This is a genomic window from Anaeromyxobacter sp. Red801, from assembly GCF_049201065.2.
In the GTDB taxonomy this organism is placed as follows: Bacteria; Myxococcota; Myxococcia; order Myxococcales; family Anaeromyxobacteraceae; genus Anaeromyxobacter.
The window spans coordinates 3,695,587-3,722,370 of the sequence record NZ_CM181236.1 but is presented as its reverse complement, the minus strand read 5'-3'; the positions used below and the strand labels follow the sequence as shown (position 1 = coordinate 3,722,370).

The following is a 26,784-nucleotide window of genomic DNA, read 5'->3' as shown; positions in this document are numbered from 1 at the left end:
CGCGCCCGCGGGGACCTCGCGCGAGCCCGCGAACGCGGGCGCGCGAGGTCACGGGACCCGCGAAGCAGGGTGGGGCCCCGACGAGCTCTGCTCGGCGGGGCGGGGCGCAGCCCCGTGCGCGCGGCGCAGCCGCGCCCGCGGGGACCTCGCGCGAGCCCGCGAACGCGGGCGCGCGAGGTCACGGGACCCGCGAAGCAGGGTGGGGCCCCGACGAGCTCTGCTCGGCGGGGCGGGGCGCAGCCCCGTCAGAAGAGGTCCGTTCGATAGTGGTAGGACGCCCGCTCCTGCCAGACCTCGATGGCGCGGAACGCGTCGCGCAGGCGGCTCCGCTCGATCGAGGACAGGTCGGACATCGACACCACGTTCGACGGGATCTTCCCGTCCGAGATGGTCCGGAGCTGCTCGCGCAGGCGCAGCCGCAGGATGTAGCGGTACGCCTCGGAGAGCGTGTCGCAGGTGTCCTGCTCGATGAGCCCGGCCTTCACCGCGGCGGCGAGGCGCTCCAGCGTGTTCGAGGAGCGGGCGCCCGCCTCCAGGCCGTAGACGCGCGCCAGGAACACGATCGGGCTCACGCCCTTCAGCTTCAGGTCGAACTTGGAGGACTCGCTGCGCAGCCGCAGCATCAGGCCGCCCGGCGGGTGGAACGTGAGCGCGCTCTTCGCCATCGCGGCGAGGAACGTGCGCGCGTTCCGCGCCCGGCGCACGATCGCCTCCAGCGGCTCGGGGTCGAGCGAGCCCTGCGCCACCCGGAAGTCGAAGAAGATCGACGCCTCCAGCAGCGCCTGCGGCGTGGGCCGGTCGAGCCAGGCGCGGAAGCGCTCCTCCCACTCGGCCAGCGAGCCCTGCCAGCGCGTCGCCATGTAGCCGCCCGGGCAGCGCGGGAACCCGGCCGCCACCAGGTCCGCGTTGGCCTTCTCCGCCATGGCCGAGAAGTAGGCCCGCGCCTCGGGCGTGTCGTCGCGCCAGGCGAGCGCGTTGTCCTGGTCGGTCAGGATCATCTGCTCCTTGCGCCCCTCGGAGCCGAACACCAGCCAGCCGTACGGGCAGGGCGGCGGCCCGAGGTCGTCCTCGGCCCAGCGCAGGATCCGTCCGGCCAGCGTCTCGTTGAGCCGCGCCACGAACCCGCCGATCACCGTCGGCTCGAGCCCGCCCGCGAACAGCGCCGAGACCATCTCGCTCACCTTGGTCCCGTAGCCGGGCAGCGCGTCGCGGCCGCCCAGCCGCTCCAGGCGCTTCATCACCGCCACCGGCCCGGAGGCGGTGCACTTCAGCAGGTCGGTGGCGGTGAGGACGCCCGCGATCTCGCCGCCGTTGCGGGTGATGGGCAGGTGGTGCACGCCCGAGTCGAGCAGGATGCGCCACGCCTCGTACACCGGCACGTCGCCGCCCACGGTCCTGAGCGGCGCGGTGTACACGTCGAGCACCGGCGTCTCCGGCCCGCGCCCCTGCGCCAGCACCCGGGCGCGGAAGTCACGGTCGGTGACGATCCCGGGCGGCTCCGAGTCCACGATGAGCGAGCCGACCCCGCGCTCCGCCATGACCCGCGCCGCCTCGCCCACCGTCGCGGCCGGCGCGATCCGCACCGCCGGCCCGCGCAGCAGCGTCGCGACCGGCACCGCCAGGTCGGGCTGGAAGCTCGCCACCTGCGAGCGCTCCAGGCTGTTCCGGAGCCGCTCCGCCAGCCCGGACGCGAAGTGCCCGGCGAACGGGCCGTAGGCGAGGAGCGCCTGGAACTCCTGGCGCGGCAGCCGGTAGGCGAGCAGGTCCTCCTCGACGATCACGTCGAGCGTGGCCTTGCCGGAGATGAGCGAGGTGAAGCCGAACACCTCGCCCTCCTCGAGCAGCTGCAGCGTCTGCCCCTCGCGCTCGAGCCGCACCGCGCCCTTGCGGATGACGTAGAGGTGCTCGGAGGGCGTGCCGCCGCGCTCCAGGACGCGCGTGCCGGTCGGGAAGAACACGATCTCGAGCGCGCGGGCGGCGTCGCGGAACGCGTCCGCCGGCAGCGCGTCGAACGGCGGGGTCCCGCGGACGAACGCGACCGGGTCGAGGGCGGCCATCCGCGGAGGATAGCAGAGCGGCGCGCGGCCCCCCGGCCGCCGTGCGGCGCTGCGGCTTCCGGGGGAAGCCTCACCCGTCCTCGAGCAGCGCCGCCGCGGCGGCGAGCGCCTCCCGGTCCTCGCCCCCGCCGCGCGCCACCACCTCGGGCGCGCGCGGCGGCTCGTAGGGCGCGCCGCCGCCGGGCAGCTCCGGCGCGCCGCCCGCGCGCGCCCGCGCCCAGAGCCCCTTGGGATCCCGCGCCGCGCAGGCCTCCGGGGACGCGTCGATCCAGACCTCCACGAACCGCGGCGCCCGGAGCCGGACGCGGTCGCGGAACACGCGCCGCGCGGCGGTCGCGGCCACCACCACCACCAGCCCCTCGCCGGCGAGCAGCAGCGCCAGGTTCCCGAGCGTCTCGTAGAACGCCGCCCGCGCGGCCGGGTCGTAGCCCGGCGCCGGCGAGAGCGCGGCCCGCACCGCGTCGCCGTCGAGCAGCACCGCCGGGCGGTCCGCCGCGCGCACGCGCGCCACCAGCGCCCGGCCGAAGGTGCTCTTGCCGGAGGAGGGGAGCCCGGTCACCCACACCACCGCGCCGCTCATGCGCCCTCCGCCGCGAACAGCGCGTCCGCCTCGCCCGGCTCGAGCCGCCCGGCGTCGAGCGTCCGCTCCGCCAGCCCGAGGAGCCGGTCGCGCGCCGGCGCCGGCAGGTGCGGGTAGAAGCGCGGGCAGGCCAGCACCAGCGCGCGCCAGGCGAGGTACGCCGGCGCGGTCTCCAGCACCGCGCGGTCGCCGGTGCCGGCGAGGTAGCGCTCCCAGGCGCGCCGCCACAGCTCGCGCAGCCCGCCCGCCCAGGCGCCGGGGTGGCCCAGCGCGAAGAACGGGTAGTTCACCGTGAGCGCGACCACGTCGTCGGCCGGGTCGCCGGCGCCGCCGCGCGAGGCGTCGAGCAGGGTGAAGCCGGCGCCGTCCTCGCCCGGGCCGGGCGGGCGGAACACCACGTTGAACGGGTGGAAGTCGCCGTGCGTGCGCGCGAGCCGGCCGGCCCGCGCGCGCAGCGCCCAGCGCGCCGCGAGGCAGCGCTCCTCGAGCGCCCGGAGCCGCGCCGGCGGGGCCGCCGGCACGTCCGGCGGGTACGCGTCCACCAGGCCGAAGATCCCCTCGCCGTGGCCGAGGAGGTCGCGCACCGCGCGCCGCCAGGCCACCGGGTCGTCGATCCGCTCCGCGTGCAGGCGCACCAGGTAGTCCACCAGCGCGTCCGCCCGCGCCCGGTCGAGCGGCCCGGCGCCCTGCGCGGCCACGCGCCGGAGGTCGTCGGCGTACAGCGTCCCGTCGGCCCAGTCGGTGGCGAGCCAGAACTCGCCCGCCCCGCCCAGCGACACGAGGCGCCCGTCGGCCGCGATCGCGCCCACGTCGAGCGCGCGCACGTGGCGCGGGAAGCGGCCGAACAGGTCGTACGCGAGCAGCGCGCCCTCGGCGCGGTCCGCGCGCCGGTCGTGGCCGAACTCGTTGGGCGCCTGCGTGCGGAACACGAAGCGCCGCTCGCCGCCGCCGGGCAGCCGCACCGTCACGCGCTGCGGCCGGCCGTAGCCGATGGCCTTGTCGCCGCCGCCGGCGTCGGGGCCGAGCGGCTCGATCCGCGCGACCGCGCCGCCCGGGAACAGCGCGGCGGCGAGCGAGGCCAGCGCCTCCGCGCCCGGGATGGTCGGGGCCATGGGCCACCTCCTCCGCCCGAGGATAGGCCCGCGCGGGCGGCCCGGGGCCGGCGCCCGCCGGGTCGCGGCGGGGTGCCGCGGACGGTGGGCTTTCGCGTGGACCGCCGGCCGTCCGGGAGGTAAAGCTGCGCCGATGCCCCTCGCGATCATCCCCTGGTTCGAGCTCCCCAGCGCCTCGCTCGGCCCGTTCACCCTCCAGTCCTTCGGCGTGCTCTCCGCGCTCGGGATCCTCGCCGCCGTCCAGCTCTCCGCGCGCGGCGCGAAGCAGCTCGGCAAGGACCCGCAGGTCATCCTCGACTTCGCGGTGGTGGGGGTGCTGGCGGGCGTGGTGCTGGGGCACCTCGCGCACCTGTTCTTCTACCACCCGGAGGAGCTGCAGGACCCGCTGCGCATCTTCAAGTTCTGGGAGGGCCTCTCGTCGATGGGCGGCCTCGCCGGCGGCATGGTCGCCGCGGCGGTCTACTTCCGGCGCAAGCGCGTGCGCTTCACCGCCTACGCCGACGCGTTCGCGCTGGGCGTGGCGCCGGGCTGGGGCATCGCGCGGGTGGGCTGCTTCACGGTGCACGATCACCCGGGCCGGCTCACCGACTTCTTCCTCGCGGTCCGGTTCCCGGACGGCCCCCGCCACGACCTCGGGCTGTACGAGGCCATCCTGCTGCTGTCGCTCGGGGCGGTGCTGTGGGCGCTGCACCGCCGCGACGTGCTGCGCGGCCGGCTGCTGCCGCTGCTCGCGCTCGTGTACGGGATCGGGCGCTTCCTGCTCGACTTCCTGCGCGCGACCGACGTGTCCTACGCCGACGCGCGCCACCTCGGCCTCACCTTCGCGCAGTACTTCGCGGTGGCGCTCGTCGCCTACGCGGTGTGGGGCTTCACCAGGCGCCTGTCCGACGAGGAGCGGGTCCGGGTCTCCACCGGCGTCGGCCGCCGGTGATAGAACCGGGGGCGCATGTCCCCTCGCGAGCGAGCGCTCGGGCTCGCCCGGCTCCCCGCCCCGCCCCCCGGACCGGCCGAGCTGGCCGAGGCCCGGCTGCGGGCGCTGCTCGACGAGATCGCCGCGCTGGATCGCGAGCTGGAGGCGTGCTCGGCGGAGCTGGCGGCGTTCGCGCATCGCTGGGAGCGCGCGCTCGGCGAGGCGTTCGCGGAGCTGGCGGCCGCGGAGCGGCTGGTGCGGACGCTCCAGGCGCTGGAGGACGGGCTCGCCGCACTCGCCGAGCGGCTCCGCTCCGGCGCGCCGCCGGAGCGCGCGCGGCGCGATCGCCGGCGGGCCGCGCCGCCGCCCGCGGAGCCCTGGGACGCGGCCGGGCGCGCGCCCGCCGGCGCGGGCGACGCCGGCGAGGTCGAGCCGCTCGAGGACGAGGCCGCCGCGCTGAAGCGGCTCTACCGGCGGCTGGCGCGGCTCCTCCACCCCGACCTGGCGCGCGACGCCGGCGAGGAGGCGCGGCGCTCCGACCTCATGGCGCGCGTGAACGCGGCCTACGCGCGCGGCGACCTCGCCGGCCTGCAGGTGATCGCCGAGCGCCTCGGCGCGGGCGAGGCGGTGGACGGGATCGACGAGGCCGAGCGGCTCGCCCGGATCGAGCGGCGCGTCGAGACGCTCCGGCGCATCGCCGCGTCCCTGGCGCGCGAGCGCGACCGGCTGCGCGCCAGCGACACCGAGCGGCTCCGCGCCGAGGCGGAGCGGCGCCGCGCGGCGGGCGGCGACCTGGTGGAGGAGACGCGCGCCGAGCTGGCCGCGGACGCGGAGGCGGCGCGCGCCGACGCGCGGGCGCGCCTCTCGCGGGCGGCGGGCGCGGCGGCGGAGCTGTCGCGCGCGAGGAGGAAGGCCATGGACGGCATCGAGCGGCGGGGGCCGACCGGCGCGCGCCGCGCGTTCGACCCGCTGGGCGAGAGCGCGCTGGTGCGCCAGGGCGCGGCGCGGCTGGAGCGGCGGAGCGCGAGCCCGGAGGCACGGGCGCTGGCGCGGTCGCTGGAGGACGCGGCCCGCGGGGCGCCGTGGGAGGTGGCCCTCACCTGCCTCGCGTTCTTCGCCGAGGAGGGCGGCCGGCGCGTCCCCGAGGCGATCGCGACCGCGGAGGCGCTGGAGGCGCGCTGGGACGCGCTGCGCGCGGGCTGGGCCGGGGCGCCGGACCTGGCGCGGATGCTCGCCCGGCTCCCGGCCCACCTCGTGGTGGGCGCGCGCGAGGGCGGGGGCGAGATCCACGCGGGCGTGCAGCTCGCCGCGGCCGACCTCGCGGCGGGCGTCCGCATCGCGCTCGACCGGCCGGCGGTGGCGGAGGTGGCGCGGGCGGTGCTCGCCGCGCTCGGGCCGGAGGAGGCCTGCCCGCGCTGCCGCGCGCGCGGGCCGGCGCGCCACCTGTACCGGACCCGCGGCCTGGACGCGCTGCACGGGATCGCCTGCGCCGCGTGCGGCGCGGTGCTGCGGAGCTACTGGCGCTACGGCGAGGTGGACGGGCTCGAGGCGCTCGCCCCGCACGCGCTCCGGCTCGGCCTGGTGGCGGAGGTCACCGCCGCGCTCGCCGGCACCGCCATCGGCTTCCAGCTGCTGCCGGAGGAGGCGGACGCCCTCACCGCCGAGCGGCTGCGGCGCCGCTTCGCCGAGCTGTACCTGGCGCCCTGCGAGGTGGACCTCGCGCCGGAGGCGGTCGAGGTGCGGGGCGAGGACGGGCCGCTCGGCAAGGGCGCGCGGGTGCGCGGGCGCGGGCCGCTCCGCCTCGCGGTCGCCGCGGGCGCGGGCATGACCGCCGAGGAGCTCCTCGAGCTGCTGCGCTCGCGGATCGAGCGCCGCTTCCGGCCTTGAGGCCGGGGGCGGACGCGCGGGCGGGCCCGGGACCGGGACGCTGCCCCCAACGCCGCAGGGCGGTTGGGCGGGCGCGCCCGGCAATTGCCCGACGGGGGGGCGGGCGTCCACGGCGGCGCCGCCGGGCATTGCTTACATCGGAGGAAGCGGGTGCGACCGCCCGCCGCGGAGGCTCCGATGAAGACCTGCACGCTGTGCGCCTCGACCCTCGACGCCGGCGCGAGCGCCTGCCCGAACTGCGGGATCGCCGCGCCGCGGGCGCGGCGGCCGTCCCGGCTCGCCCGCACCGCGCGGGCGAGCGTGGTCGCGTTCGCCGGGCTGGCGGTCCTCGGGGCCCTCGCGCTGCCGGTGCTGGGGCGGGTGCGCGGCGGCGACTGCGAGCCGCACAGCTGGGCGGACTGGCACGTCGCCATGGCGCGCGCGTGCCTCACGCCGGACTACGTCTGCGAGAACATGACCTCCGCCAAGATGCTCGAGGATCCGCAGCTCGCGGCCGAGCTGCGCCACGCGCTCCGCGGCGGCCGCGGCGGGGCGATCGCGCACCTCGACGCGCTCGTGGCGCACGTGCGCGAGGCGTACGGCTGCGCGTCGGGGGACGCCTCCCGCCCGGCGCCGGCGCTGGAGCCGCCGGACCGGCGCCTCCCGCCGGGCCACCCGCCGGTCCCGGCGACGCCGGCGCCGCCCGTCTTCCAGGCGCCCTCGTCGCTCACCATCTAGTCCCCGCGCGGGCACAGGCGGGGCGGAGCAGGCCGGGCGCTGCCGCGGCGGCGGCCGGGGTGCTAGAACGACCGGTGTGGGGGATCCCGTGAACGGTCGCAGCATCCTGCTCGTCGAGGACGACGACGCGATCCGCGAGAGCGTGGCCGAGTGCCTCGACGCCGAGGGCTACGCGGTCGCGATGGTGGAGAACGGCGTGGCCGGCCTGGAGTGGCTGCGCCGGTCCCCGCGGCCGCATCTCGTGGTGCTCGACCTCGTGATGCCGGTGATGAACGGCGCGCAGTTCCTGGAGACCCTCCGCGCCGACCCGGCGCTGCGAGACCTGCCGGTGGTGCTCATGACCGCCGCGCTGCCGTCCGAGCAGCTCCCGGTGCCGGTGGCGGACGGGTACCTCACGAAGCCGTTCGAGCTGGACGAGCTCCTCGAGACCGTGGCCCGCCACGCGCGGCGCCCGTGACCGGGCGGATCCTTGTCGCGGCCGCGGCGCCGGGGTAGACCGGCCCGGTGAACGTCCTCGTCACCGGCGGTACGGGCCTGGTGGGCGGCGCGGTGGCGCGCGCCCTGCTCGCGCGCGGGCACTCGGTGCGGCTGTACGCGCGCGCCACCAGCGACGCGGCGGCGCTGGAGGCCGCCGGCGCGGAGGTGGCCCGCGGCGAGCTGGACGACCGGGCGGCGCTGCGCGCGGCGCTGGCGGGCCGCGACGCGGTGGTCCACTCGGCGGGCGTGGTGGGCTTCGGGCCGGGGCTGGAGGCGGCCCTCGAGGCCGTCAACGTGCGCGCGGTCGAGGCGGTGCTGGGCGCGGCGCTGGAGGCGGGGGTGGCGCGCGCGGTGCTCACCTCGTCCACCGCGGTGATGGGCGGCACCGCCGCGCCCGAGGTGGCCGACGAGGCCACCGCCGGCAACGCCGAGGCGCTCGGGATGCCCTACTTCGTCTCGAAGCTCCGGGGCGAGCGGGCGGCCCGGGCGCTCGCCGCGCGCGGCCTGCCGCTCGTGGTGGTGCGCCCGGCCTACGTGCTCGGGCCGGGCGACGTGCACGGCTCCTCCGCGTCCATCCTGCTCGCGTTCGCGCGGCGCCGCATCCCCGCCTACGTCGAGGGCGGCGCGTCCTTCTGCGACGTCCGCGACGTGGCCGACGGCCACGTGGCCGCGCTGGAGCGCGGGCGCGCCGGCGAGGCCTACGTGCTCGCGGGCCACAACCTCGCCATGTCGGAGATGATCCGCCGCGCCTGCGCCGTCGCCGGCGTCCCGCCCCCGCGCCGCGTCCCGGTGCCGCTGGCGCTCGGGTTCGCCGCGGCGCAGGAGCTGGCGGCGCGCGCCGCCGGCCGGCGGCCGAGGACCAGCCGCGGCCTGGTCCGCGCCAGCGCGCTGTACACGTTCGCGTCGTCGGCGAAGGCCGAGCGCGAGCTGGGCTACCGCGTCCGCCCGTTCGAGGAGATGGTCCGCGACACCTACCGCTGGGCCCTCGCCACCGGAAGGCTGCGGCCGGACACGCCCGAGCTGTCGGCGCTGGCGGGCTAGCGCGCGGCGGCGCCCCGGCGGCTCGCTTCGCGCTCCCGGTCAGGCCTCCGGCCCGGCCGCCCCGTCGCCCTCGCCGGCGCCCGCGCTCGCCTCGCCGGGCGGCGGCGGCACGAGCCGCACCCGCCGCACCACGCGCGGCGTGGCCTCCACCACCTCGGCCTCCGTGCCGTCGGCGAGCCGCAGGCGCGCGCCGCGCTCCGGCATCGCGCCGGCCACGGCGATGACCAGCCCGGCGACGGTGGTGTAGCCCTCGCCCTCGGGCAGGTCGAGGTGGAGCGCGCGGTTCACCTCGCGGATGGGCGCGTCGCCGCGCACCACCGCGGCGCCGCCGGGCTCGACCTCGAAGAGCGGCTGCGGCTCCTCGGCCTCGCCCAGGATGTCGCCGACCAGCTCCTCCACCAGGTCCTCCAGCGTGAGGATCCCGGCCATGCCCCCGTGCTCGTCCACCACCACCGCGATCTGCGAGCGCCGCCGCTGCATGTCGCGCAGCACGTGCACCGCCTTGGCGCCCTCCGGCACGAAGTGCACCGGCCGCACCAGGTCGGCGAGCACGATGAGCTCGCGCTCCCAGGCGATGGCGGCGAGGTCCTTCGCCATCACGTAGCCGATCACGTCGTCGAGCGTGCCGTCGTAGACCGGCATGCGCGCCCGGCCCTCCTCGAGCAGCAGCCGCTTCAGGTCGTCCTGGGTCGCGTCGGCGGGGAGCGCCTTCACCCGGCTGCGCGGGACCATCACGTCGCCGGCGGTGAGGTCGCGGAACGCGAGCGCGCGCGAGGCGATCTCCGCGGTGGGCGCGTCGAGCGCGCCGGCGCGGCCGGCCTCGTCCACGAGCTGCTCCAGCTCCTCGGCGGAGAGGCGCGCCTCGGCGAAGGTGGTGCGGTCGCCGAACGGGCGCAGCAGCAGGTTGGACGAGGCGGTCAGCAGCCACACGACGGGGCGGACCAGGTGCGAGAGGCCGAGCAGGGGCCGGCCGACCAGCAGCGCGTAGCGCTCGGGCGCGCGGAGGGCGAGCGACTTCGGCACCAGCTCGCCGAGGACCAGCGAGAGGAAGGACACGAGCGCGACCACGAGCGCCAGCGAGAGCTGGTGCGCGTACGGTGCGAGCGGCGGGATCCGCTCGAGGACCGGGGCGAGGCGGCCTGCGATCGACGCGCCGCCGAACGCCGCGGCGCTGGCGCCGATGACGGTGATGCCGACCTGCACCGTGGCGAGGAAGCGCTCGGGTGCGTCGCGCAGCCGCAGCACCGCCCCGGCGGCGGCGCGGCCCTGCTCGACGAGCTGCGCGAGCCGCGTCTTGCGCATCGCGATGACCGCGATCTCCGCGCCGGCGAACACGCCGTTCGCGACGACCAGGGCCAGGACGATCAGGATCTCGACGGCTGTGTCGTACAGGTGGCCTTCCCTCCCCGGGGTGGCCGCGCCGGGGCCGCCGCCGCTCGACTCGGTGACCGCGCACGCGCGCGGCCGCGCAGGCGATCGAGGTTCGCCCGGGCGGGGACTCCCCGCGCGCGGAGAAGAGGTTTACCTGAAACGCTCCCGCAGCGCCGCTGCGCCGTGTGCCCGAGTTCCGGGAGGGACCCATGTTCGTCGATGCGCAGGCGCTCCCCGCGCCGGACCCGCGGGCTTTCCCGTCATGGGGCGGGCCGACCGAGCGGCTGCGCTTCCTCCTCGCGTACGCCGTGCTCGCGCCCTCGCGGCACAACACGCAGCCGTGGTGGTTCGAGGTGCGCGGCGACGAGGTCGGCCTCCACGCCGACGGCGCGCGCGCGCTCCCGGAGGTGGACCCGGACGGCCGGGAGCTGGTGATGGCCTGCGGCGCGGCGCTCGCGAACCTGCGCCTCGCCGCGGCGCACTTCGGCCACGCGACCTCGGCGGAGATCATCGGCACGCACCGCCGCGACGGGCTGGTGGCGCGCGTGCGCCTCGAGGAGCACCGCGCGCTCTCGCCCGAGGACGAGGAGCTGTTCCAGGCCATCCCGCGCCGCCGCACCAACCGGCTGCCGCTCGACGGCCGCGAGCCGCCGGAGGGGCTGGTCACCCGGCTGCTGCGCGAGGCGCGCGCGGAGGGCGCCTGGCTGCGGCCGGTGGAGGCGCACCAGCGCCGCGCCGTGGCCGAGCTGGTGGCCGAGGGCGATCGCCGGCAGTGGGCCAACCCGCGGTTCCGCGCCGAGCTGGCCGGCTGGATCCACCGAGCGGCAGCGGCCGCCGCGACGGGATGCCCGCGTACGCGGTGGGGATGAGCGACGCCGCGGCGCGCCTGCAGCCGCTCGTGGCCCGGCTCTCCAACCCGGCCCGCGCCGAGGCCGAGCGCGACCGGCGCCGCACGCTCGCCTCCAAGGCCCTGCTCGTCCTCTCCACCGCGCACGACGGCCTCGCCGAGTGGATGGTCGCCGGGATCGCGCTCCAGCGCATCCTGCTGCGCGCCACCGCGGCCGGGCTCACCGTCGCCTACTTCAACCAGCCGGTCGAGCAGGACGGGCTGCGCGGGCCGCTCCGCGAGGCGGTCGGCGATCCGGGCATGCCGCAGCTCCTGCTGCGGCTGGGCTACGGTCCGGAGGTGCGGCCCACGCCGCGCCGGACGGTGGACGAGGTGCTCCGCCGCCTCGACGCCGTGCCCGTCCGCCCGGCGCCGCTCGTGCTCCGTCGCGCGCCGCCGGTGTCACCGATGGTGCAGCCGGCGGCGGCCGGGGCGGCGGTCGCGCCCGGCGCGCCGGCGTAGCAGGTTGGCGGCGGGCGGGCCGCGCGGGTGCGTCCGCCGCTCCCCCTCCTCCCGCACCAGGGAGCGGGAGGAGGGGGCCTCTATCGACGGCGCCGGAGCCGGAAGAGCCGCGTCACCTCGGCGGCGCGCGCCGCGTGCAGCGGATCGGCGCGGTCGCGCGCACGGGGGTGCGAGGGGCGCGCCTCGCGGACGTCCGCCACCTCCAGCCCCGCCGCCCCCGCCAGCCGCGCCACCTCGCCCGCCGGCCGGAGCCCGAGCCGCTCGGCCAGGTCGGAGAGGACGATCCACGCCTCGCCGCCCGGGGCGAGGTGCGCGGGCAGCCCGCGCACCAGCCGCTCCAGGAACGCGCCGCCCGGATCGTAGACCGCCCGCTCGAGCGGGCCGTGCGCGGCGCCCGGGATCCACGGCGGGTTGCACACGATCACGTCCGCCACGCCCTCCGGGAACAGGTCCGCCTCCACCACCTCGACCCGGCCGGCCAGGCCGAGCCGGGCCGCGTTCTCGCGGGCGCAGGCCACCGCGCGCGGCTCGAGGTCGGTCGCGATCACCCGGGCGCCCGCCCGCGCCAGCACCAGCGCGAGCACCCCGGTGCCGGTCCCGAGGTCGAAGGCGCGCGTGCCCTCGAGCGAACGCTCCGCGGCCGCGGCGGCGACCAGGTCCACGTACTCGCCCCGGATGGGCGCGTACACGCCGTGAAACGGGTGCACCCGCGCCCCGAGCGCGGGGACCTCGACGCCGCGGCGTCGCCACTCGTGCGCGGCGACCAGCCCGAGCAGCTCGCGGAGCGGCAGCAGCGCGGGCCCGTCCGGCGGCGGGCCGAGGGCCTCGGCGCAGGCGGCGGCCACCTCCGGCGCCCGCCGCAGCGCGATGCGCCACCCGGGCTCGACCGGCACGAGCAGCCGCGCCAGCACCTCGTGCTCGAGCCGCATCCGCTCCCGCGCGGCGCGGTAAGCGCCCGCCAGGCCTGCGCCCTTCGGCGCAGGGTGCTCCAGGCGCCGCCCCATGGCCGCGAGGAGCTGCCGGGCGTTGTGGTAGTCGCCGGCGTAGACCAGCCCCTCGCCGCGACGTGCCCGGGCCAGCGCCTCGCCAGCGCGGGTGGCGTCGCCGGCCGGGCCGAGCCGGGCGGGCGGCGGCGCCGAGCCGGAGGCCCAGCGCGCCCTGTGCTCCCCGGTGGCATCCCGCCACACCAGCTCCCGGGGAGGCGCCGCGGCGGTCGGATCGGTGCGCGTCATCGGATCGCGTGCGGTTGAGCGGCCAGGCGGGGGGTGTCTGGATTAAGAAGAGCGCGCCATGTCATCGCCGCCGGAACCCCAGGCGCTGCCCAGCGCGCCCAGCCTCTCCTTCGTCGAAGACCTCTACTACGCGTGGCTCGCCGATCCCAGGTCGGTGGACGGATCGTGGCGCAGGTATTTCGAGGGCTTGCCCGCCGCCCCGGGCGCCGCCCCGGCGCCCGCGTCCTTCCCCCGGCGCCGGCCCGACGGCGCCGCCGGCCCGCAGCCGGCGGCATGCGCGGGCGGCGACGCGGCCTTCCAGGCGAAGGTGGACCGGCTGGTGCAGGCGTACCGCGAGTACGGTCACCTCCGCGCCAGGCTCGATCCGCTCGGCCTGGTCCGCCCCGCCGAGCCGTTCGCGCTCGAGGCGTTCGACCTCGGGCCCGCCGACCTCGACCGGCCCTGCGCCGACGCGGACGGCCGCGGCGACCGCACGCTGCGGGACCTGGTGGCGAGGCTGGAGGAGACCTACTGCCGGACGCTGGGCGTCGAGCTCGCCCACATGCACGACCAGGACCTGCGCGGCTGGCTCGAGCAGCGGATGGAGCGCACGAAGAACCGGCTCTCGCTCGCGCCGGACGTGAAGAAGCTGCTCCTCCGCAAGATCGTGGAGGCGGAGAGCCTGGAGCAGTTCCTGGGGACGAAGTTCCTCGGGGCGAAGCGCTTCAGCGTGGAGGGCGCCGAGGGGTTCGTGGCGCTGCTCGAGTTCCTGGTGGACCGGGCCGTCGGCCACGGCGTCCGCAACGTGGTGATCGGCATGGCGCACCGCGGGCGCCTGAACGTGCTCGCGAACGTGGTCGGCAAGCCGCTGCGCCAGATCTTCGCCGAGTTCCGCGACAACGCCATCGTCAACGCGACCGGCGGCGACGTGAAGTACCACCTCGGCCACTCGACCGATCGCGAGACGCCGGACGGCGTGCTGGTCCACCTGTCGCTCGCCTTCAACCCGAGCCACCTGGAGTGGATCGACACCGTGGTGCAGGGGCGGGTGCGCGCCAAGCAGGACCGCTACCACGACTTCGAGCGCGTCCGCTCGCTGCCGGTGCTGGTGCACGGCGACGCGGCGTTCGCCGGCCAGGGCATCGTGGCCGAGGCGCTCAACATGTCGCAGCTCGAGGCGTACGGCGTGGGCGGCACCATCCACGTCATCGTGAACAACCAGGTGGGCTTCACCACCTCGCCGCGCGACGCGCGCTCCACCACCTACTGCACCGGCCCGGCCCGGATGCTCCAGATCCCCATCATCCACGTGAACGGGGAGGACCTGGAGGCCGTGGCGCAGGCGGTGCTGCTCGCCGCCGACTTCCGCCAGCGCTTCCACCGCGACGTGGTCATCGACCTGTGGGCCTACCGCCGCCACGGGCACAACGAGGGCGACGAGCCGTCGTTCACGCAGCCGGTGATGTACCGCGCCATCTCGAAGCGGCCCACGCTCCGGCAGCTCTACGCCGAGGCGCTGGAGCGCGAGGGCACGGCGACGCGGGCCGAGGTGGACGCGATGGCCGCCGAGTACCGCGCCCGCCTCGACGAGGCGTACCAGGCCTCGGCGCAGATCGCGGTGCAGCCGGGCGCGCAGGAGGCGGGCGGCTTCTGGGCCGGCATCAAGGGCGGCGCGATCACCGGCCCGGAGCCGGAGACCGGCGTGGCCCCCGCGGTGCTCGCCCAGGCGGCCGCCGGGATCACCCAGGTGCCGCAGGGCTTCCACGTGCACCCCAAGCTCGCCAAGGTCCTCGAGGCGCGCGCCGAGATGGGCCGCGGCGAGCGGCCGCTCGACTGGGCCACCGCCGAGGCGCTCGCGCTCGCGACGCTGGCGCTGGAGGGCCGCCGCGTGCGGCTGGTCGGCCAGGACAGCCGCCGCGGCACGTTCAGCCACCGCCACGCGGTGCTCTACGACCACCAGACCGGCACGCCCTACTCGCCGCTCGCGCACCTGCGCGAGGGGCAGGGCGCGGTGGAGATCCGCGACAGCCTCCTCTCCGAGGCCGCCGCGCTCGGCTACGAGTACGGCTACAGCCTGGAGATGCCCGACGCGCTCACCATCTGGGAGGCGCAGTTCGGCGACTTCGTGAACGCCGCGCAGGTGATCATCGACCAGTTCCTCTCGTCCGGCGAGGCGAAGTGGAACCGGCTCTCCGGCGTCGCGCTGCTGCTGCCCCACGGCATGGAGGGGCAGGGGCCGGAGCACTCCTCGGCGCGGCTGGAGCGGTTCCTGGAGCTGTCGGTGGACGACAACTGGTACGTGGTGAACGTCACCACGCCGGCGCAGTACTTCCACGCGCTGCGGCGCCAGGTCTACTCGCCCTGGCGCAAGCCGCTGGTGGTCATGTCGCCGAAGAGCCTGCTGCGGCACCCGAAGGTCGTGTCGCCGCTCGGCGAGCTCGTGGAGGCGCGCTTCCGGCCGATCGTCGCCGATCCCGTCGCAGACCCGAGCGAGATCACCCGCGTGGTGCTGTGCTCGGGCAAGCTCTACTACGACCTCGCCGCCGCCCGCGAGGCGCAGGGCGCCCGTCACGTGGCGCTGATCCGGCTGGAGCAGCTCTACCCGCTGCACGCGGACGAGATCCTCGACGCCATCGCCGCGTTCCGGCCCGGCGCCGAGATGGTCTGGGCGCAGGAGGAGCCGTCCAACATGGGCGCCTGGGACTACGTGGACCTGCACCTCTCGCCGCGGCTGCCCACGCGCCTCGACCTCGTCTCCCGCCCGCCGTCGGCCAGCCCGGCGTCCGGCTCCGCCACGCGGCACAAGCTGGAGCAGCAGCAGCTCGTGCTCGAGGCGCTCGGGGAGCCCGTCTCCCGCATCCACCGCACCGACACGCGCGCCGCCGCGCACGAGCACTGATCCTCCCGGAAGAACACCATGTCCATCCAGCTCAAGGTCCCGAACATCGGCGAATCCGTGCAGACGGCCACCATCGGCACGTGGCTCAAGAAGGAGGGCGAGCCGGTCCAGGCCGACGAGCCCGTCGTGGAGGTGGAGAGCGAGAAGGCCACCGTGGCGGTCCCGGCGCCCGTCGCCGGCGTGCTGCGCAAGGTGCTCCGGCAGGCCGGCGACACCGTCGCGATCGGCGAGGTGATCGCCGAGCTGGACGAGGGCGGCGCCGGCCAGGCCGCCGGCGCCTCGCCGTTCGGCTCCGGCCCCATCCCGGGCGGCACCGTCCCCGCCGCACGCGACGGCGCCCCGGCCCCGGCCCCCGCTCCCGCCCCGGCCGCCCCGGCCGCCGCGCCCGCGCGCGCCGCGCCCCCGGTGGCGCCCGCGCCCGCCGCGCCGCCGCCGGCCGCGCCCGCCGCCGGGTTCCGCGCGCCGCCGTCGGCCCGGCGCCTGATGGCCGAGCTGGGCGTGACGCCGGAGCAGGTGATCCGCAAGGAGGACGTGGCCCGCGCGCTCGAGGCGCGCCCGGCCGCGCCCGCGGCCCCGGCCGTGGCCGGCCCGCGCGAGCGCGTGGTCGCGATGACGCCACTGCGCCGCACGGTGGCTCGCCGGCTGGTGGAGGCGCAGCACACCGCGGCGCTGCTCACCACCTTCAACGAGGTGGACATGTCCCGGGTGCTCGCGCTCCGCGAGCAGCACGGCGAGACGTTCCTGAAGAAGCACGGCGTGAAGCTCGGCTTCATGTCCTTCTTCGTGAAGGCGTCCATCGAGGCGCTGCGCGCCTACCCCGGCGTGAACGGCGAGATCCGCGGCGACAGCATCGTCTACAAGGACCACTACGACATCGGCGTGGCGGTCGGCGGCGGCAAGGGCCTGGTGGTCCCGGTGGTCCGCGACGCCGACGCGCTCTCCTTCGCCGAGGTGGAGACGACCATCGGCGAGCTGGCGAAGAAGGCGAAGGAGAACCGCATCACGCTCGAGGACCTCGCCGGCGGCACCTTCACGATCTCCAACGGCGGCATCTACGGGTCGATGCTCTCCACGCCCATCATCAACCCGCCGCAGTCCGGCATCCTCGGTCTGCACAAGATCCAGAAGCGCGCGGTGGTGGACGCGCACGACCAGGTGGTGGTCCGGCCGATGATGTACGTCGCGCTCTCGTACGACCACCGGCTGGTGGACGGCCGCGAGGCGGTCTCCTTCCTCGTGAAGGTGAAGGAGTGCATCGAGGATCCGGAGCGGATGCTGCTGGAGGTGTGACGCGCGCGCCGCGCGCGGTCACCCACCGTGCATCCCCGCGTCCGGCGCGGGCCGCCCCGCGCCGACGAGCTCGAGCAGCGCCAGCGCGTCGCGGACCGCGTCGCCGCGCAGGTCGTTGTTGAAGTAGACCCACGCGGCGCGCCCGCGCGCCGACCAGCCGAGCAGGTCGCGCGCCACCGGCGCGAGGGCGTCGCGGCCGTAGCGCCCGTGGTACCTGCCGCTCGTGCCGTGGAAGCGCAGGTAGCGCCAGCCGCCGGTCGGGCGCGGGGGAGGGCGGGGCAGCAGGTCGTGCTCGCAGAGCGCGGCGCCGTGCGCGTCCAGCACCGCGCAGGCCTCCTCCACGTACCAGCGCGCGTCCCGCACCTCCAGCGCGTGCCGCCCCGGCGGCAGGCGCGAGAGGAAGCGGTCCAGCCGCTCCAGGTCCGGCTTCATGCCCGGCGGGAGCTGCCACAGCACCGGCCCGAGCTTCGGCCCGAGCGCGGCGAGCGGCGCGAAGAAGCGGTCGAGCCCGCGCTCCGTGTCGAGCAGCCGCTTCATGTGCGTGAGGTAGCGCGAGCCCTTCACCGCGAAGCGGAACCGGGCCGGGACCACCGCCCGCCAGCGCGCCGCCGCCTCCGCGGTGGGGAGCCGGTAGAACGTGGCGTTCAGCTCGACCGTGTCGAAGCGCTCGGCGTAGCGCGCGAGCCAGGCGCGGGCGGGGAGGTCCTCCGGGTAGAGCACGCCGCGCCAGTGGCGGTACTGGAAGCCGCTCGTGCCGATCCGGATCACCGCCGCCCCCCGCCGCGCGCCGGCTCGCCCGCCGGCGCGGCGCCCACCGCGGCCAGGTGCGCGTCGGTGAGCGGCCGGGCGGCGCGCGCGTAGCCCGCCCACGGATCGGCGCCGAGCCGCGCCAGCCGCCGCGGGACGGTCCGCGCCCCCAGCCGCTCCGGCCGCAGCCGCGGGCCCAGCTCGTCCCAGGCCACCGGCACCGACGCCGGCGCGCCCGGCCGGGCGCGCAGCGAGAACGCCGCCACCGAGGTGTTGGTCCGGTTGTTCCGGAGGTAGTCGAGGAGGATCTTCCGCTCGCGCCCCGCGCGCGCGAACGCCACCGTGAACGCGCGCGGCTCGTGGCGCGCCACCGCGGCGGCGAGGCCCCGCGCGAACGCGAGACAGTCCTCCCAGCGCCGCCGCGGCACGAGCGGCGTCACCACGTGCAGCCCCGCGCCGCCGGTGGTCTTCACGAACGCCGCGAGCCCCAGCGCCTCCAGCGCCGAGCGCAGCAGCCGCGCCGCGCGCACCACCTCCGGCCAGGGGACCGCCGGCCCCGGGTCGAGGTCGAGCACGAGCCGGTCCGGCTCCTCCAGCGCCTCCGCGGTCGAGTTCCAGGTGTGCAGCTCGACGACGTCCAGCTGCACGAGCGAGAGCAGCGCCGCGCGGTCGTCCGCGACGAGGTACTCGCCGAGCTTGGTCTTCTCCTGGATGCGCACCCGCCGCACCGCCGGCGGCGCCCAGGTCTTCGAGTGCTTCATGAACCGGCACTCGCCGGAGAGGCCCTGCGGGCAGTGGAACAGGGTGAGCGGCCGGCCCCGCAGGTGCGGCACCATCGCGTCCGCCACCGCGTCGTAGTACCGGGCCACGTCCGCCTTGGTGAGCGCGGCCCGCCCCTCGCCCGGGAACACCACCCGCTCCGCGTGCGAGAGCCGGACGCCCCCGACGATCACCTCGCCGGCCGCCGAGCCCGGCCGGGCGCGCCGGCGCGCGGGATCCCTGGCCGCTGTCGGGGACGCCGGCGCGGAGGCGGCCGCGGCCGGCGGCGCGGCGGCGGCGGGGGCCTCGCGGACCACCTCCGCCGCGCGCTTGTCCTCGCGCAGCCCCTGGAACGACGGGTGGCGCACCTTCCCGTCGCCGGTCCACTCGGTGAACGCGACCTCGGCGACCAGCTCCGGCCGGACCCAGTGCGCGATCCGGCCGAGCGGGCCGGGCGGGCGCGGCGTGAACGGCGGGTCGGCGCGCTCCAGGCGATCCAGGCGCGCGCGCAGCGCGCGCGCCGACGCCTGCGTGAAGCCGGTGCCGACCTTCCCGGCGAAGCGGAGCGCGCCGCCCTCGTGGAAGCCCACCAGCAGCGCCCCGATCCCCTGGCGGCTGCCCTCGGGGTCGGTGAAGCCGCCGATCACCAGCTCCTGGCGGGCCAGGCACTTCGCCTTGGTCCAGGTGGCGTTCCGCCCGGGCCGGTAGGGCGCGTCGGCGCGCTTCGAGACGATCCCCTCCAGGCCGAGGCGGCACGCCTCCCGGAGCACCTCGGCGCCCGGCGCGTCCACGTGCGGCGCGTACCGGAGCACCTCGCCGCGCGCGCCGAGCAGGCGGCGCAGCGCGTCCTTGCGCTCGAGCAGCGGCCGCCGGGAGAGGTCCTCGCCGTCGAGCCAGAGCAGGTCGAAGACGAAGTAGGCGAGCGAGCGGCGCCCGCCGGAGAACGCCTGCTGGAGCGCCTGGAAGCTGGTCCGGCCGCCGGGCAGCACCGCGGCCACCTCGCCGTCGAGCAGCGCGCTCCGCGCCGGCAGCGCCTCGGCGGCGCGCGCCACCTCGGGGAACTGCGCGGTCCAGTCGTTGCCGCGCCGGCTCCACAGCGTGGCGCGCCCGCCCTCCAGCGCGCAGCCGATCCGGTAGCCGTCGTACTTCGTCTCGTGCACCCAGCCCTCGCCCGCCGGCGGCGCCGCCACGAGCGTCGCGAGCTGGGCGCGGTACGGCGGGACGGGCGCGCGGGCCACGTCCTGAAGCTCACCACCCCGGGCGCGCCCGGGCAAGCGGCGCCCCCGGCGGGCGCCGGCAGGGCGGGCGGGCCGGCATCCGGCGAGCGCCGCCGGCGGCGCGGGGCCGTCAGCCGCCCAGCGGGATGTACGTGATCGAGAGGAGCGCCAGGCCGAGCTGCGGCATGAGGGGCTGATCCAGGTTGGCCGCCTCGCCGCTCAGCCGGATCCCGGGCTGGGCGCGCGCCTCCTCCACGCGGCAGTCCACCAGGTTGCCGTTGAACCGGCAGATCTTGCCGGCGGGCGTGGGGAGGCCGGGGCCGGGCTGGAAGCGCAGGCGGATCTTGAGATCGCCGAGGTTCCCGAGCACCGCCAGCTCCTTCCCCCAGCGGAGGAAGTGCAGGTCGGCGCCGGGGGCGGTCAGGCTGCCGTCGCGCCCGGGCTTCAGGATGTAGTTGCGCCCGACCAGCGTGCCGGCCCAGGTGCCGTCCGGCCGCCGGGTCATGTTCACGTGCGGTCCGACCACGCGCCACGCGTTGAACGAGGTGCTCTCACCCCGGGTCTGGATCTCGCCGGTGGGCACGTAGTCCTCCGGCGCCTCGCCCGGCGGCGTCGGCGAGAGCGAGAGGGGCTGGGTGGAAGCGCCCGCGCAGGCGAGCGCGAGCGCGGCGGCGGCGGCGAAGGATGGGCGCATGCCCCGGAGCTTACCTCGCCGGTTTCACTCCGGGGAAGCCCGCCGCCGGCTCGGCGGCGCCGTGGCGCACAGGCGGCGCGGCCCGCAGCCGCCCGCTAGTTGGGGTTCGGGTCGCGGACCTGCAGGTGCTCGGAGGGCGCGCTGACGCCCTCGAGGTACATGATGGAGAGCAGCGCCAGCCCGAGCTGCGGCATCACCGGCGCGTCGAGGTTCGCGGCCTCGCCGTTCAGCCGGATCCCGGGCATCTCCCGCGACTCCCGCTCCCGGCAGTCCACCAGGTTCCCGCGGAACTGGCACATCTTGCCGCGCACCGTGGGGACGCCCGGGCCCGGGTGGAAGCGGACGCGCACGCGCACGTCGCCGAGGTTGCCGAGCACGGCGAGCTCCTCGCCCCACCGCACGAAGTGCAGGTCCGCGCCCGGCGCGGTCAGGCTGCCGTCGGCGCCCGGCTTCAGGATGTAGTTGCGGCCGACCAGCGTCCCGGCCCAGCTCCCGTCGGCGCGGCGGCTCATCTGCACCCGCGGGCCCACCACCTGCCACGCGTTGAACGAGGTGCTCTCGCCCCGCGTCAGCACCTCGCCGGTGGGCGCGTAGTCCACCGGGATCGTGCCCTCGGGGAGCGGCGAGAGGGGGAGCGGCTTCGTGCCCATGCCAGCGCAGGAGAGCGTGAGCAGGGCGGCGGCGACGGCGGGGAGGAGGGTGCGCATGCGACGGAGCTTAGCCCGGCGATTTCACCGAGGGGAAGGAGCCCGGCCCGGCAGACCGGGGGGCCTGTCCACGCGATCAGCGCCGCCGCGGGGCCGGCGGCGCGGCCGTCCGCGGGTCCTCGGGCCAGGCGTGGCGCGGGTAGCGCCGCGAGAGTTCGCGCCGGAGGGCCGGGTAGTGGCGGTCCCAGAAGCCGGCCAGATCGGTGGTGACCTGCACGGCCCGCTGGTTCGGCGCGAGCAGGTGCAGGACCAGCGGGACGCGTCCGCCCGCCGCGGCCGGGCCCTGCGCGAGGCCGAAGAAGTCCTGCAGCCGGCTCTCGATCCACGGCGGCTTGCCGGCCTCGTAGTGGATCCGGACGGTGCGGCCGCCGGGCAGCGTGACCCGCTCCGGCGCGAGCCGCTCCAGCGCCGCGCGCGCCCGCGGCTCGAGCCGGCCGAGCAGCGCGCCCGGCAGGTCCGCCTCGCGCAGCTCCGCGAAGCTCCGCCGGCCGCGGGCGGCCTCGCGCAGCGCCGCGGCCAGCTCCGCCTCGCCCGGCGCGGCGAGCCCCGCCTCCGGCGCGTGCTCCGCCGCGAACGCCATGCGCGCCACGACGGCGTCGAGCGCGCCCTCCGGCGCGAAGGCCCGCGCGCCGCGCGCCAGCGCCTGCGCGGCGAGCGCGTCCGCCACGGCCTCCGGGTCCGGCCGCGCCGCGCGCGCCTCCTCCAGCACGAGGTCGCGGTAGAGCAGCCGCTCGGCCACCTCGACCCGCTCGGCCTGGGCGTTCCACTGGACCGCCTCGTCGTAGCGCAGCGCCTCCGGGAACAGGTCGAGCAGCAGCTCCTGGGTCACCGCGCTCGCGAGCCGCACCCGCGCCTCGGCGGCCCGGGCGCCGGGCGCGCGCCGGTCGCCCCGCCGCGCCTCCGCGTCCACCGCCACCAGCAGCGGCGCCTCGCGCACCACGCTGGCGGGGTCGAGCCGGGCGCTGCCGCCGCCGACCAGCACCACCTCGTCCGAGCCCGGCGCGCGCCGCCGCGCCACGCGATCCGGGTAGGCGGCCAGCGTGGCGCGCAGCAGCGCCGCCTCGCGCGCGGCCACGTCGCCGGCGGCGGGCGGGGGGACGGCCCGCGGGAGCGACCGGGCCAGGCGCTGGAGCTGGCGGCGGCTCCGCTCCACCGCCTGCGCCGCGCCCGGGCTCACGCCCATGCGCCGCAGCCGGTCGGGGTCGAAGCGCGCCCGGGCCGCCTCCTCGAACGCCTGCGCCAGCTCGAGCAGGTCGGACGGGCCGGTGGGCGGGAGCGCCGCCCCCTCCAGCGCGCGCCGCTCGCGCAGGTCGCGCTCGCCGAGCAGCGCCGCGAGCAGCGCGCCGTCGTCCGGCACGCCGCGCGCGGCCGCCTCCACCAGCAGCCGCCCGAGGCGCGGGTGGAGCGGGAAGCGGAGCATGGCGCGCCCGGCGGCGGTGGGCGCGCCGGCGGCGTCCACCGCGCCGAGGTCCGCGAGCAGCGCGCGCGCCGCCTCGAGCGCGGGCGCGGGCGGCGGCTCCAGCCACTCGAGGTCCGCGGCCGCCCCGAGGCCGGCCAGCGCCAGCAGCGTCTCCGAGAGGTCCTCGCGCAGGATCTCCGGGACCTCGAACTCGGGCCGCGCGTCGTGGTCGTGGCGCGTGTAGAGCCGCACCGCGCGCCCGGGCCGCGTGCGGCCGGCGCGCCCGGCCCGCTGCGCCGCCGAGGCGCGGCTGATCTTCTTCACCTCGAGCGTGGGCAGGCCGGACCAGGGCGAGTGCGAGGCGATCCGGGCGAGGCCGGAGTCCACCACCGCCACCACGCCGTCGATGGTGATCGAGGTCTCGGCCACGTTGGTGGAGAGGATCACCTTGCGGCGCGGTCCCGGCCGCACCGCGCGATCCTGCTCCTCCGGCGGCAGGTCGCCGTGCAGCGGCAGCACGTCCACGCCGGCGCCGGCGGCCCAGACGGCGAGCGCCTCGCGGGCGCGGCGGATCTCGGCCGCGCCGGGCAGGAACACGAGCACGTCGCCGTCCAGGCCCTCGCGGTGCAGGCGCCGCACCGCCCGCGCCACGCGCTCCTCCAGCCGCAGGTCCGGCGCCGCCGCCTCCTCCGGCGAGAGGTGCTCCACCGCGACCTCGAAGCGCCGCCCCTCCGAGCGGAGCGCCGGCGCGCCCAGGAACGCCGCCACCGGGCCGGCGTCGAGCGTGGCCGACATCGCGACGAGCTTCAGATCCGGGCGGGCCGTGCGCTGGAGCCGCCGGAGGAACGCGAGCGCGAGGTCGCCCTGCAGGTGGCGCTCGTGGAGCTCGTCGAGCACCACCGCGCCGACGCCGGGGAGCGCGGGCTCGGAGAGCAGGCGCCGGGTCAGGAGCCCCTCGGTCACGTAGCGGATGCGGGTGCGCGGGCCCGCCACCTCGTCGAACCGCACCTGGTAGCCGACCGTCTCGCCGGGCCGCTCGCCCAGCTCCTCGGCCACCCGCCGGGCGGCCATGCGGGCGGCGAGCCGCCGCGGCTCGAGCACCACCACCTCGCCCGCGCCGGCCAGCCCGGCCTCGTGCAGCGCGCGCGGCACGCGGGTGGTCTTCCCCGCGCCGGGGGGCGCCTCGATCACGAGCGAGGGGCCGGCGCGGAGCGCGGCGACGACCTCGGGGAGGAGCGGGTCGATGGGGAGCGGCTGCACCGGCCCCTTCTAACCCGCCGCGGGGAGGAGGAGAACCGTTCCGGGGGCGGCGGGGGCCGCGCTTGACAGCCCCCGGGGCGGACTTACGTGGATGGGCGAGGGCGCGAGGCGGCGCACCGAGTTCCGAGCCCCGCCGCCGCACGCCCGGGCCATCCCGACCACGAAGTGCAGCGCGCGGGCGCGATCCGTCCGCGCGAGGAGGACACGACCATGCTGACCCTGCTGAGGAACCCCGATCCCGGCTTCGCCACGCTCTCCGCCGAGGTGAACCGGCTCATGAACGACCTCGCCCAGCCCGGCGCCCGGGGCTACGGCCTCGCGCCCGCCGCCGACATCCTCGAGACCGAGGCCGGCTTCCAGGTGGTGCTCGACGTGCCCGGGCTCGACCCGGCGGCCATCAAGCTGGACATCGAGAACGACACGCTCACCGTGCAGGCCGACCGCAAGCAGCCCGCGCTCGCCGACGGCGCGACCCTGCACCGGGGCGAGCGCCGCTTCGGCACCTTCTTCCGGGCGTTCACGCTCCCGAAGACGGTGGACGGCGCGAAGGTCGAGGCGCGCTACGACGCCGGCGTCCTGACCGTCACGCTGCCGAAGCGCGAGGAGGCGAAGCCGCGGACCATCGCGGTCCAGGTGAAGTAGCGCCCTCCGCTCCCTGAAGCGCGAAGCCCCTGCCGTCGCGAGGAGGGCAGGGGCTTCTTCGTCTTGTGGCTCCGCTGCGAGCGGGTGGCCCGCTCACCTGAGGGTCCCTCGACTCCGCGCGGGCCCGGTGGCCCGCGCTACGCTCGGGATGAGCGGACGGAGTCGAAGGGCGCCTCTACGCCGGCTCCGGCACCGGCTTCGGCGCCGGCGCCAGCACCGTCAGCACGAGCTTCGCGCCCTCGGCGTCCACGTCCACGCGGACCGTGCCGCCGGCGGCGAGGTCGCCGAACAGGATGCGCTCGGCGAGCGGCTTCTTCAGCTCGTTCTGGATGAGCCGCGCCATGGGGCGGGCGCCCATCTTGCGGTCGAAGCCGTGCTCGGCGAGCCAGGCGCGGCCCTCGGCGGTCAGCTCGATGCGGACCTTCTTCTCCGCGAGCTGCCCCTCCAGCTCCTTCACCATCTTGTCCACCACCCGCAGGATCACCTCGGGGGCGAGCGAGTCGAACGCCACCCAGGCGTCGAGCCGGTTGCGGAACTCGGGCGTGAAGGTGCGCTCGATGGCGTTGCGCGCGTTGCCCGGGTCGGACTGGTCGGTCCCGAAGCCGACGCGGCGGGCGGCCAGCTCGTGCGCGCCGGCGTTGGTGGTCATCACCAGCACCACGTGGCGGAAGTCGGCCTTGCGCCCGTTGTTGTCGGTGAGCGTGGCGTGGTCCATCACCTGGAGCAGCAGGTTGTAGATGTCCGGGTGGGCCTTCTCGATCTCGTCGAGCAGCAGCACCGCGTAGGGCGTCTTGCGGATCGCGTCGGTGAGCAGGCCGCCCTGGTCGAAGCCGACGTAGCCGGGGGGCGCGCCGATGAGCCGGGAGACGGTGTGCTTCTCCTGGTACTCGGTCATGTCGAAGCGCAGGAACTCGACCCCGAGGATGCGGGCGAGCTGCTTCGCCAGCTCGGTCTTGCCGACGCCGGTGGGCCCGGAGAACAGGAAGCTGCCGATGGGCTTCTCGGGCGAGGCGAGGCCGGAGCGCGAGAGCTTGATGGCGCTGGCGATGGCCTCGATGGCCTGGTCCTGGCCGTAGATGACCTTCCTCAGCTCGGGCACGAGGCTCCGGAGCTGCGCCTGGTCGTCGGCCGAGACCGTGCGCTCGGGGATCTTGGCGATCTTCGCCACGACCCGCTCCACGTCGCGGCCGGTGATGCGGCGGTGCCGCCGCGCCTCCGGGCGCATCCGGTCCCGCGCGCCGGCCTCGTCGAGCACGTCGATGGCCTTGTCCGGCAGCTGCCGGTCGTTGATGTGCTTCGCCGACAGCTCGGCGGCGGCCCGGAGCGCGCGCGGCGTGTACTCGACGCCGTGGTGCTCCTCGTAGACCTTCTTCAGGCCGCGGAGGATCTTGACCGTGTCCTCGACCGACGGCTCGTGGACCTCGATCTTCTGGAAGCGGCGGGCGAGCGCGTGGTCGCGCTCGAACGTCTGCTTGTAGTCGTGGAACGTGGTCGAGCCGATGCAGCGCAGCTCGCCCGACGCGAGCGCCGGCTTGAGCAGGTTCGACGCGTCCATCGAGGAGCCGGTGGTGGCGCCGGCGCCGACGATGGTGTGGATCTCGTCGATGAACAGGATGGCGTGCGGGGTCTTCTTCACGCCGGCGATGACGCCCTTCAGCCGCTGCTCGAACTCGCCGCGGAACTTGGTGCCGGCGAGCAGCGCGCCCATGTCGAGCGAGTAGATCGCCGCCTTCTCCAGCACCGCCGGGACCTTCTTCTCGTGGATGCGGAGCGCCAGCCCCTCCACGATGGCGGTCTTGCCCACGCCCGGCTCGCCCACGAACACCGGGTTGTTCTTGCGCCGGCGGCAGAGCACCTGGATGGTCCGCTCGATCTCGGCGTCGCGGCCGATGAGCGGGTCGATCTGGCCCTGCGCGGCGCGCTCGACCAGGTTCACCGTGAACGTGCGGAACGGGTCCTTCACCGGGCGCGGCGCGCCCTCCTCGCCCTCGCCCTCGCCCTCGGCGCCGCCCGGCGACTCCTCGCCGTCCTTGGACACGCCGTGCGAGATGTACTGGAGGATGTCGAGCCGGCGGACGCCCTGCTTCTCGAGCAGGTAGACCGCGTGCGAGCCGCGCTCGCGGGTGATGGCGACGAGCACGTCGCCGGCGTTCAGCTCGGTGCGGCCCGACCCCTGGACGTGCCAGGCGGCGCGCTGCAGCACGCGCTGGAAGGCGGCGGTCTGCTCGGGATCCTGGCCGGCGGCCACCGACTCGAGCGTCCGGTCGAGGTACTCCTCCAGCTCGCGCTCGAGCAGCTTCAGGTCGGCGCCGCAGGCGAGCAGCACCTCGGACGCGACCTTGTCCTTGGTCATGGCGTGGAGCAGGTGCTCCAGCGTCACGTACTCGTGGCGCCTCCGGCGGGCCTCGCCCACCGCGGCCTGGAGGGTCTGCTGCAGCTCCTTGGACACCGTCACCATC

General features: G+C 77.0%; 21 protein-coding genes. 10 read left to right on the top strand and 11 right to left on the bottom strand.

Annotated elements, in window-relative coordinates:
* Window positions 1-245: 245 nt before the first annotated feature.
* From ACOQFB_RS17120 to ACOQFB_RS17110, 3 genes are all read right to left on the bottom strand, one after another.
* Window positions 246-2,057: a DUF294 nucleotidyltransferase-like domain-containing protein gene (locus ACOQFB_RS17120; protein ID WP_059439172.1), complete on the bottom strand. Its 1,812-nt coding sequence runs from the start codon at window positions 2,055-2,057 to the stop codon at window positions 246-248.
* Between the two features lie 70 nt (window positions 2,058-2,127).
* Window positions 2,128-2,637 (bottom strand): adenylyl-sulfate kinase, encoded by a 510-nt coding sequence (locus ACOQFB_RS17115; protein ID WP_421609785.1) that lies wholly within the window; start codon window positions 2,635-2,637, stop codon window positions 2,128-2,130.
* Complete coding sequence (locus ACOQFB_RS17110; protein ID WP_059439602.1) at window positions 2,634-3,749, bottom strand: phosphotransferase; 1,116 nt, start codon at window positions 3,747-3,749, stop codon at window positions 2,634-2,636. The genes ACOQFB_RS17115 and ACOQFB_RS17110 overlap by 4 nt, the downstream gene beginning before the upstream one ends.
* A gap of 133 nt (window positions 3,750-3,882) precedes the next feature.
* On the opposite strand from ACOQFB_RS17110, the gene ACOQFB_RS17105 reads away from it, so the two are divergent.
* The 5 genes from ACOQFB_RS17105 (at window position 3,883) to ACOQFB_RS17085 (ending at window position 8,781) form a co-directional block, all read left to right on the top strand.
* Window positions 3,883-4,680: a prolipoprotein diacylglyceryl transferase gene (locus ACOQFB_RS17105; protein WP_421609786.1), complete on the top strand. Its 798-nt coding sequence runs from the start codon at window positions 3,883-3,885 to the stop codon at window positions 4,678-4,680.
* A gap of 15 nt (window positions 4,681-4,695) precedes the next feature.
* The gene (locus tag ACOQFB_RS17100; RefSeq protein ID WP_421609787.1) at window positions 4,696-6,546 is read left to right on the top strand and encodes a molecular chaperone DnaJ; all 1,851 of its coding nucleotides are present in this window, start codon (window positions 4,696-4,698) and stop codon (window positions 6,544-6,546) included.
* A 177-nt stretch (window positions 6,547-6,723) separates the two neighbouring features.
* Entirely contained in the window at window positions 6,724-7,263 is a 540-nt protein-coding gene (locus ACOQFB_RS17095) for a hypothetical protein (protein ID WP_059438851.1), read from the top strand.
* Window positions 7,264-7,351: 88 nt separating this feature from the next.
* The gene (locus ACOQFB_RS17090) at window positions 7,352-7,720 is read left to right on the top strand and encodes a response regulator (protein ID WP_421609788.1); all 369 of its coding nucleotides are present in this window, start codon (window positions 7,352-7,354) and stop codon (window positions 7,718-7,720) included.
* Between the two features lie 47 nt (window positions 7,721-7,767).
* Entirely contained in the window at window positions 7,768-8,781 is a 1,014-nt protein-coding gene (locus ACOQFB_RS17085) for an NAD-dependent epimerase/dehydratase family protein (protein ID WP_421609789.1), read from the top strand.
* A 39-nt stretch (window positions 8,782-8,820) separates the two neighbouring features.
* Here ACOQFB_RS17085 and ACOQFB_RS17080 read toward each other — a convergent pair whose 3' ends face one another.
* The gene (locus tag ACOQFB_RS17080) at window positions 8,821-10,116 is read right to left on the bottom strand and encodes a hemolysin family protein (protein ID WP_237758124.1); all 1,296 of its coding nucleotides are present in this window, start codon (window positions 10,114-10,116) and stop codon (window positions 8,821-8,823) included.
* Between the two features lie 245 nt (window positions 10,117-10,361).
* Here ACOQFB_RS17080 and ACOQFB_RS17075 point away from each other — a divergent pair, with 245 nt between their 5' ends.
* Together ACOQFB_RS17075 and ACOQFB_RS17070 are read left to right on the top strand one after the other, a co-directional pair.
* Window positions 10,362-11,021, top strand: coding sequence for an Acg family FMN-binding oxidoreductase (locus ACOQFB_RS17075; RefSeq protein WP_494492288.1), 660 nt, complete (start codon window positions 10,362-10,364; stop codon window positions 11,019-11,021).
* Window positions 11,018-11,500: a hypothetical protein gene (locus ACOQFB_RS17070; protein WP_494492287.1), complete on the top strand. Its 483-nt coding sequence runs from the start codon at window positions 11,018-11,020 to the stop codon at window positions 11,498-11,500. Before ACOQFB_RS17075 ends, ACOQFB_RS17070 begins: the two co-directional genes overlap by 4 nt.
* An 80-nt stretch (window positions 11,501-11,580) precedes the next feature.
* Here the strand turns inward: ACOQFB_RS17070 and ACOQFB_RS17065 are convergent, their stop codons facing one another.
* Entirely contained in the window at window positions 11,581-12,732 is a 1,152-nt protein-coding gene (locus tag ACOQFB_RS17065; RefSeq protein ID WP_421609791.1) for a methyltransferase, read from the bottom strand.
* A gap of 58 nt (window positions 12,733-12,790) precedes the next feature.
* Here ACOQFB_RS17065 and ACOQFB_RS17060 point away from each other — a divergent pair, with 58 nt between their 5' ends.
* Both ACOQFB_RS17060 and odhB read left to right on the top strand, forming a co-directional pair.
* Window positions 12,791-15,610 (top strand): 2-oxoglutarate dehydrogenase E1 component, encoded by a 2,820-nt coding sequence (locus tag ACOQFB_RS17060; protein WP_421609792.1) that lies wholly within the window; start codon window positions 12,791-12,793, stop codon window positions 15,608-15,610.
* 18 nt (window positions 15,611-15,628) lie between these two features.
* Window positions 15,629-16,900, top strand: coding sequence for a 2-oxoglutarate dehydrogenase complex dihydrolipoyllysine-residue succinyltransferase (odhB, locus tag ACOQFB_RS17055; RefSeq protein WP_421609793.1), 1,272 nt, complete (start codon window positions 15,629-15,631; stop codon window positions 16,898-16,900).
* 18 nt (window positions 16,901-16,918) lie between these two features.
* Here odhB and ACOQFB_RS17050 read toward each other — a convergent pair whose 3' ends face one another.
* From ACOQFB_RS17050 to hrpB, 5 genes are all read right to left on the bottom strand, one after another.
* A complete protein-coding gene (locus tag ACOQFB_RS17050) occupies window positions 16,919-17,668 on the bottom strand; it encodes a DUF72 domain-containing protein (protein ID WP_059439627.1) in 750 nt (249 codons plus the stop codon).
* Complete coding sequence (ligD, locus tag ACOQFB_RS17045) at window positions 17,665-19,644, bottom strand: DNA ligase D (RefSeq protein ID WP_421609794.1); 1,980 nt, start codon at window positions 19,642-19,644, stop codon at window positions 17,665-17,667. Before ligD ends, ACOQFB_RS17050 begins: the two co-directional genes overlap by 4 nt.
* Window positions 19,645-19,753: 109 nt before the next feature.
* The gene (locus ACOQFB_RS17040) at window positions 19,754-20,317 is read right to left on the bottom strand and encodes a hypothetical protein (protein WP_421609795.1); all 564 of its coding nucleotides are present in this window, start codon (window positions 20,315-20,317) and stop codon (window positions 19,754-19,756) included.
* A 95-nt stretch (window positions 20,318-20,412) separates the two neighbouring features.
* Window positions 20,413-21,024 carry a hypothetical protein gene (locus tag ACOQFB_RS17035; protein WP_421609796.1) on the bottom strand — a complete coding sequence of 204 codons (612 nt, stop codon included), beginning with the start codon at window positions 21,022-21,024 and terminating at the stop codon, window positions 20,413-20,415.
* 76 nt (window positions 21,025-21,100) lie between these two features.
* Complete coding sequence (gene hrpB / locus ACOQFB_RS17030; RefSeq protein ID WP_421609797.1) at window positions 21,101-23,683, bottom strand: ATP-dependent helicase HrpB; 2,583 nt, start codon at window positions 23,681-23,683, stop codon at window positions 21,101-21,103.
* A 210-nt stretch (window positions 23,684-23,893) separates the two neighbouring features.
* Between hrpB and ACOQFB_RS17025 the strand changes: the two genes are divergently transcribed.
* On the top strand, window positions 23,894-24,325 hold the full coding sequence (locus tag ACOQFB_RS17025) for an Hsp20/alpha crystallin family protein (RefSeq protein ID WP_059436448.1): 432 nt from the start codon (window positions 23,894-23,896) through the stop codon (window positions 24,323-24,325).
* 175 nt (window positions 24,326-24,500) lie between these two features.
* On the opposite strand, the gene clpA is transcribed toward ACOQFB_RS17025, so the two are convergent.
* Window positions 24,501-26,783: an ATP-dependent Clp protease ATP-binding subunit ClpA gene (gene clpA, locus ACOQFB_RS17020; protein WP_059436444.1), complete on the bottom strand. Its 2,283-nt coding sequence runs from the start codon at window positions 26,781-26,783 to the stop codon at window positions 24,501-24,503.
* Window position 26,784: the final 1 nt, after the last annotated feature.

What these genes read in the sequence shown, in the direction of transcription:
- ACOQFB_RS17120 (WP_059439172.1), bottom strand. Translation starts at nt 2,057, where the DNA reads ATGGCCGCCCTCGACCCGGTCGCGTTCGTCCGCGGGACCCCGCCGTTC.
- ACOQFB_RS17115 (WP_421609785.1), bottom strand. Translation starts at nt 2,637, where the DNA reads ATGAGCGGCGCGGTGGTGTGGGTGACCGGGCTCCCCTCCTCCGGCAAG.
- ACOQFB_RS17110 (WP_059439602.1), bottom strand. Translation starts at nt 3,749, where the DNA reads ATGGCCCCGACCATCCCGGGCGCGGAGGCGCTGGCCTCGCTCGCCGCC.
- ACOQFB_RS17105 (WP_421609786.1), top strand. Translation starts at nt 3,883, where the DNA reads ATGCCCCTCGCGATCATCCCCTGGTTCGAGCTCCCCAGCGCCTCGCTC.
- ACOQFB_RS17100 (WP_421609787.1), top strand. Translation starts at nt 4,696, where the DNA reads ATGTCCCCTCGCGAGCGAGCGCTCGGGCTCGCCCGGCTCCCCGCCCCG.
- ACOQFB_RS17095 (WP_059438851.1), top strand. Translation starts at nt 6,724, where the DNA reads ATGAAGACCTGCACGCTGTGCGCCTCGACCCTCGACGCCGGCGCGAGC.
- ACOQFB_RS17075 (WP_494492288.1), top strand. Translation starts at nt 10,362, where the DNA reads ATGTTCGTCGATGCGCAGGCGCTCCCCGCGCCGGACCCGCGGGCTTTC.
- ACOQFB_RS17070 (WP_494492287.1), top strand. Translation starts at nt 11,018, where the DNA reads ATGAGCGACGCCGCGGCGCGCCTGCAGCCGCTCGTGGCCCGGCTCTCC.
- ACOQFB_RS17065 (WP_421609791.1), bottom strand. Translation starts at nt 12,732, where the DNA reads ATGACGCGCACCGATCCGACCGCCGCGGCGCCTCCCCGGGAGCTGGTG.
- ACOQFB_RS17060 (WP_421609792.1), top strand. Translation starts at nt 12,791, where the DNA reads ATGTCATCGCCGCCGGAACCCCAGGCGCTGCCCAGCGCGCCCAGCCTC.
- odhB (WP_421609793.1), top strand. Translation starts at nt 15,629, where the DNA reads ATGTCCATCCAGCTCAAGGTCCCGAACATCGGCGAATCCGTGCAGACG.
- ACOQFB_RS17040 (WP_421609795.1), bottom strand. Translation starts at nt 20,317, where the DNA reads ATGCGCCCATCCTTCGCCGCCGCCGCCGCGCTCGCGCTCGCCTGCGCG.
- ACOQFB_RS17035 (WP_421609796.1), bottom strand. Translation starts at nt 21,024, where the DNA reads ATGCGCACCCTCCTCCCCGCCGTCGCCGCCGCCCTGCTCACGCTCTCC.
- ACOQFB_RS17025 (WP_059436448.1), top strand. Translation starts at nt 23,894, where the DNA reads ATGCTGACCCTGCTGAGGAACCCCGATCCCGGCTTCGCCACGCTCTCC.
- clpA (WP_059436444.1), bottom strand. Translation starts at nt 26,783, where the DNA reads ATGGTGACGGTGTCCAAGGAGCTGCAGCAGACCCTCCAGGCCGCGGTG.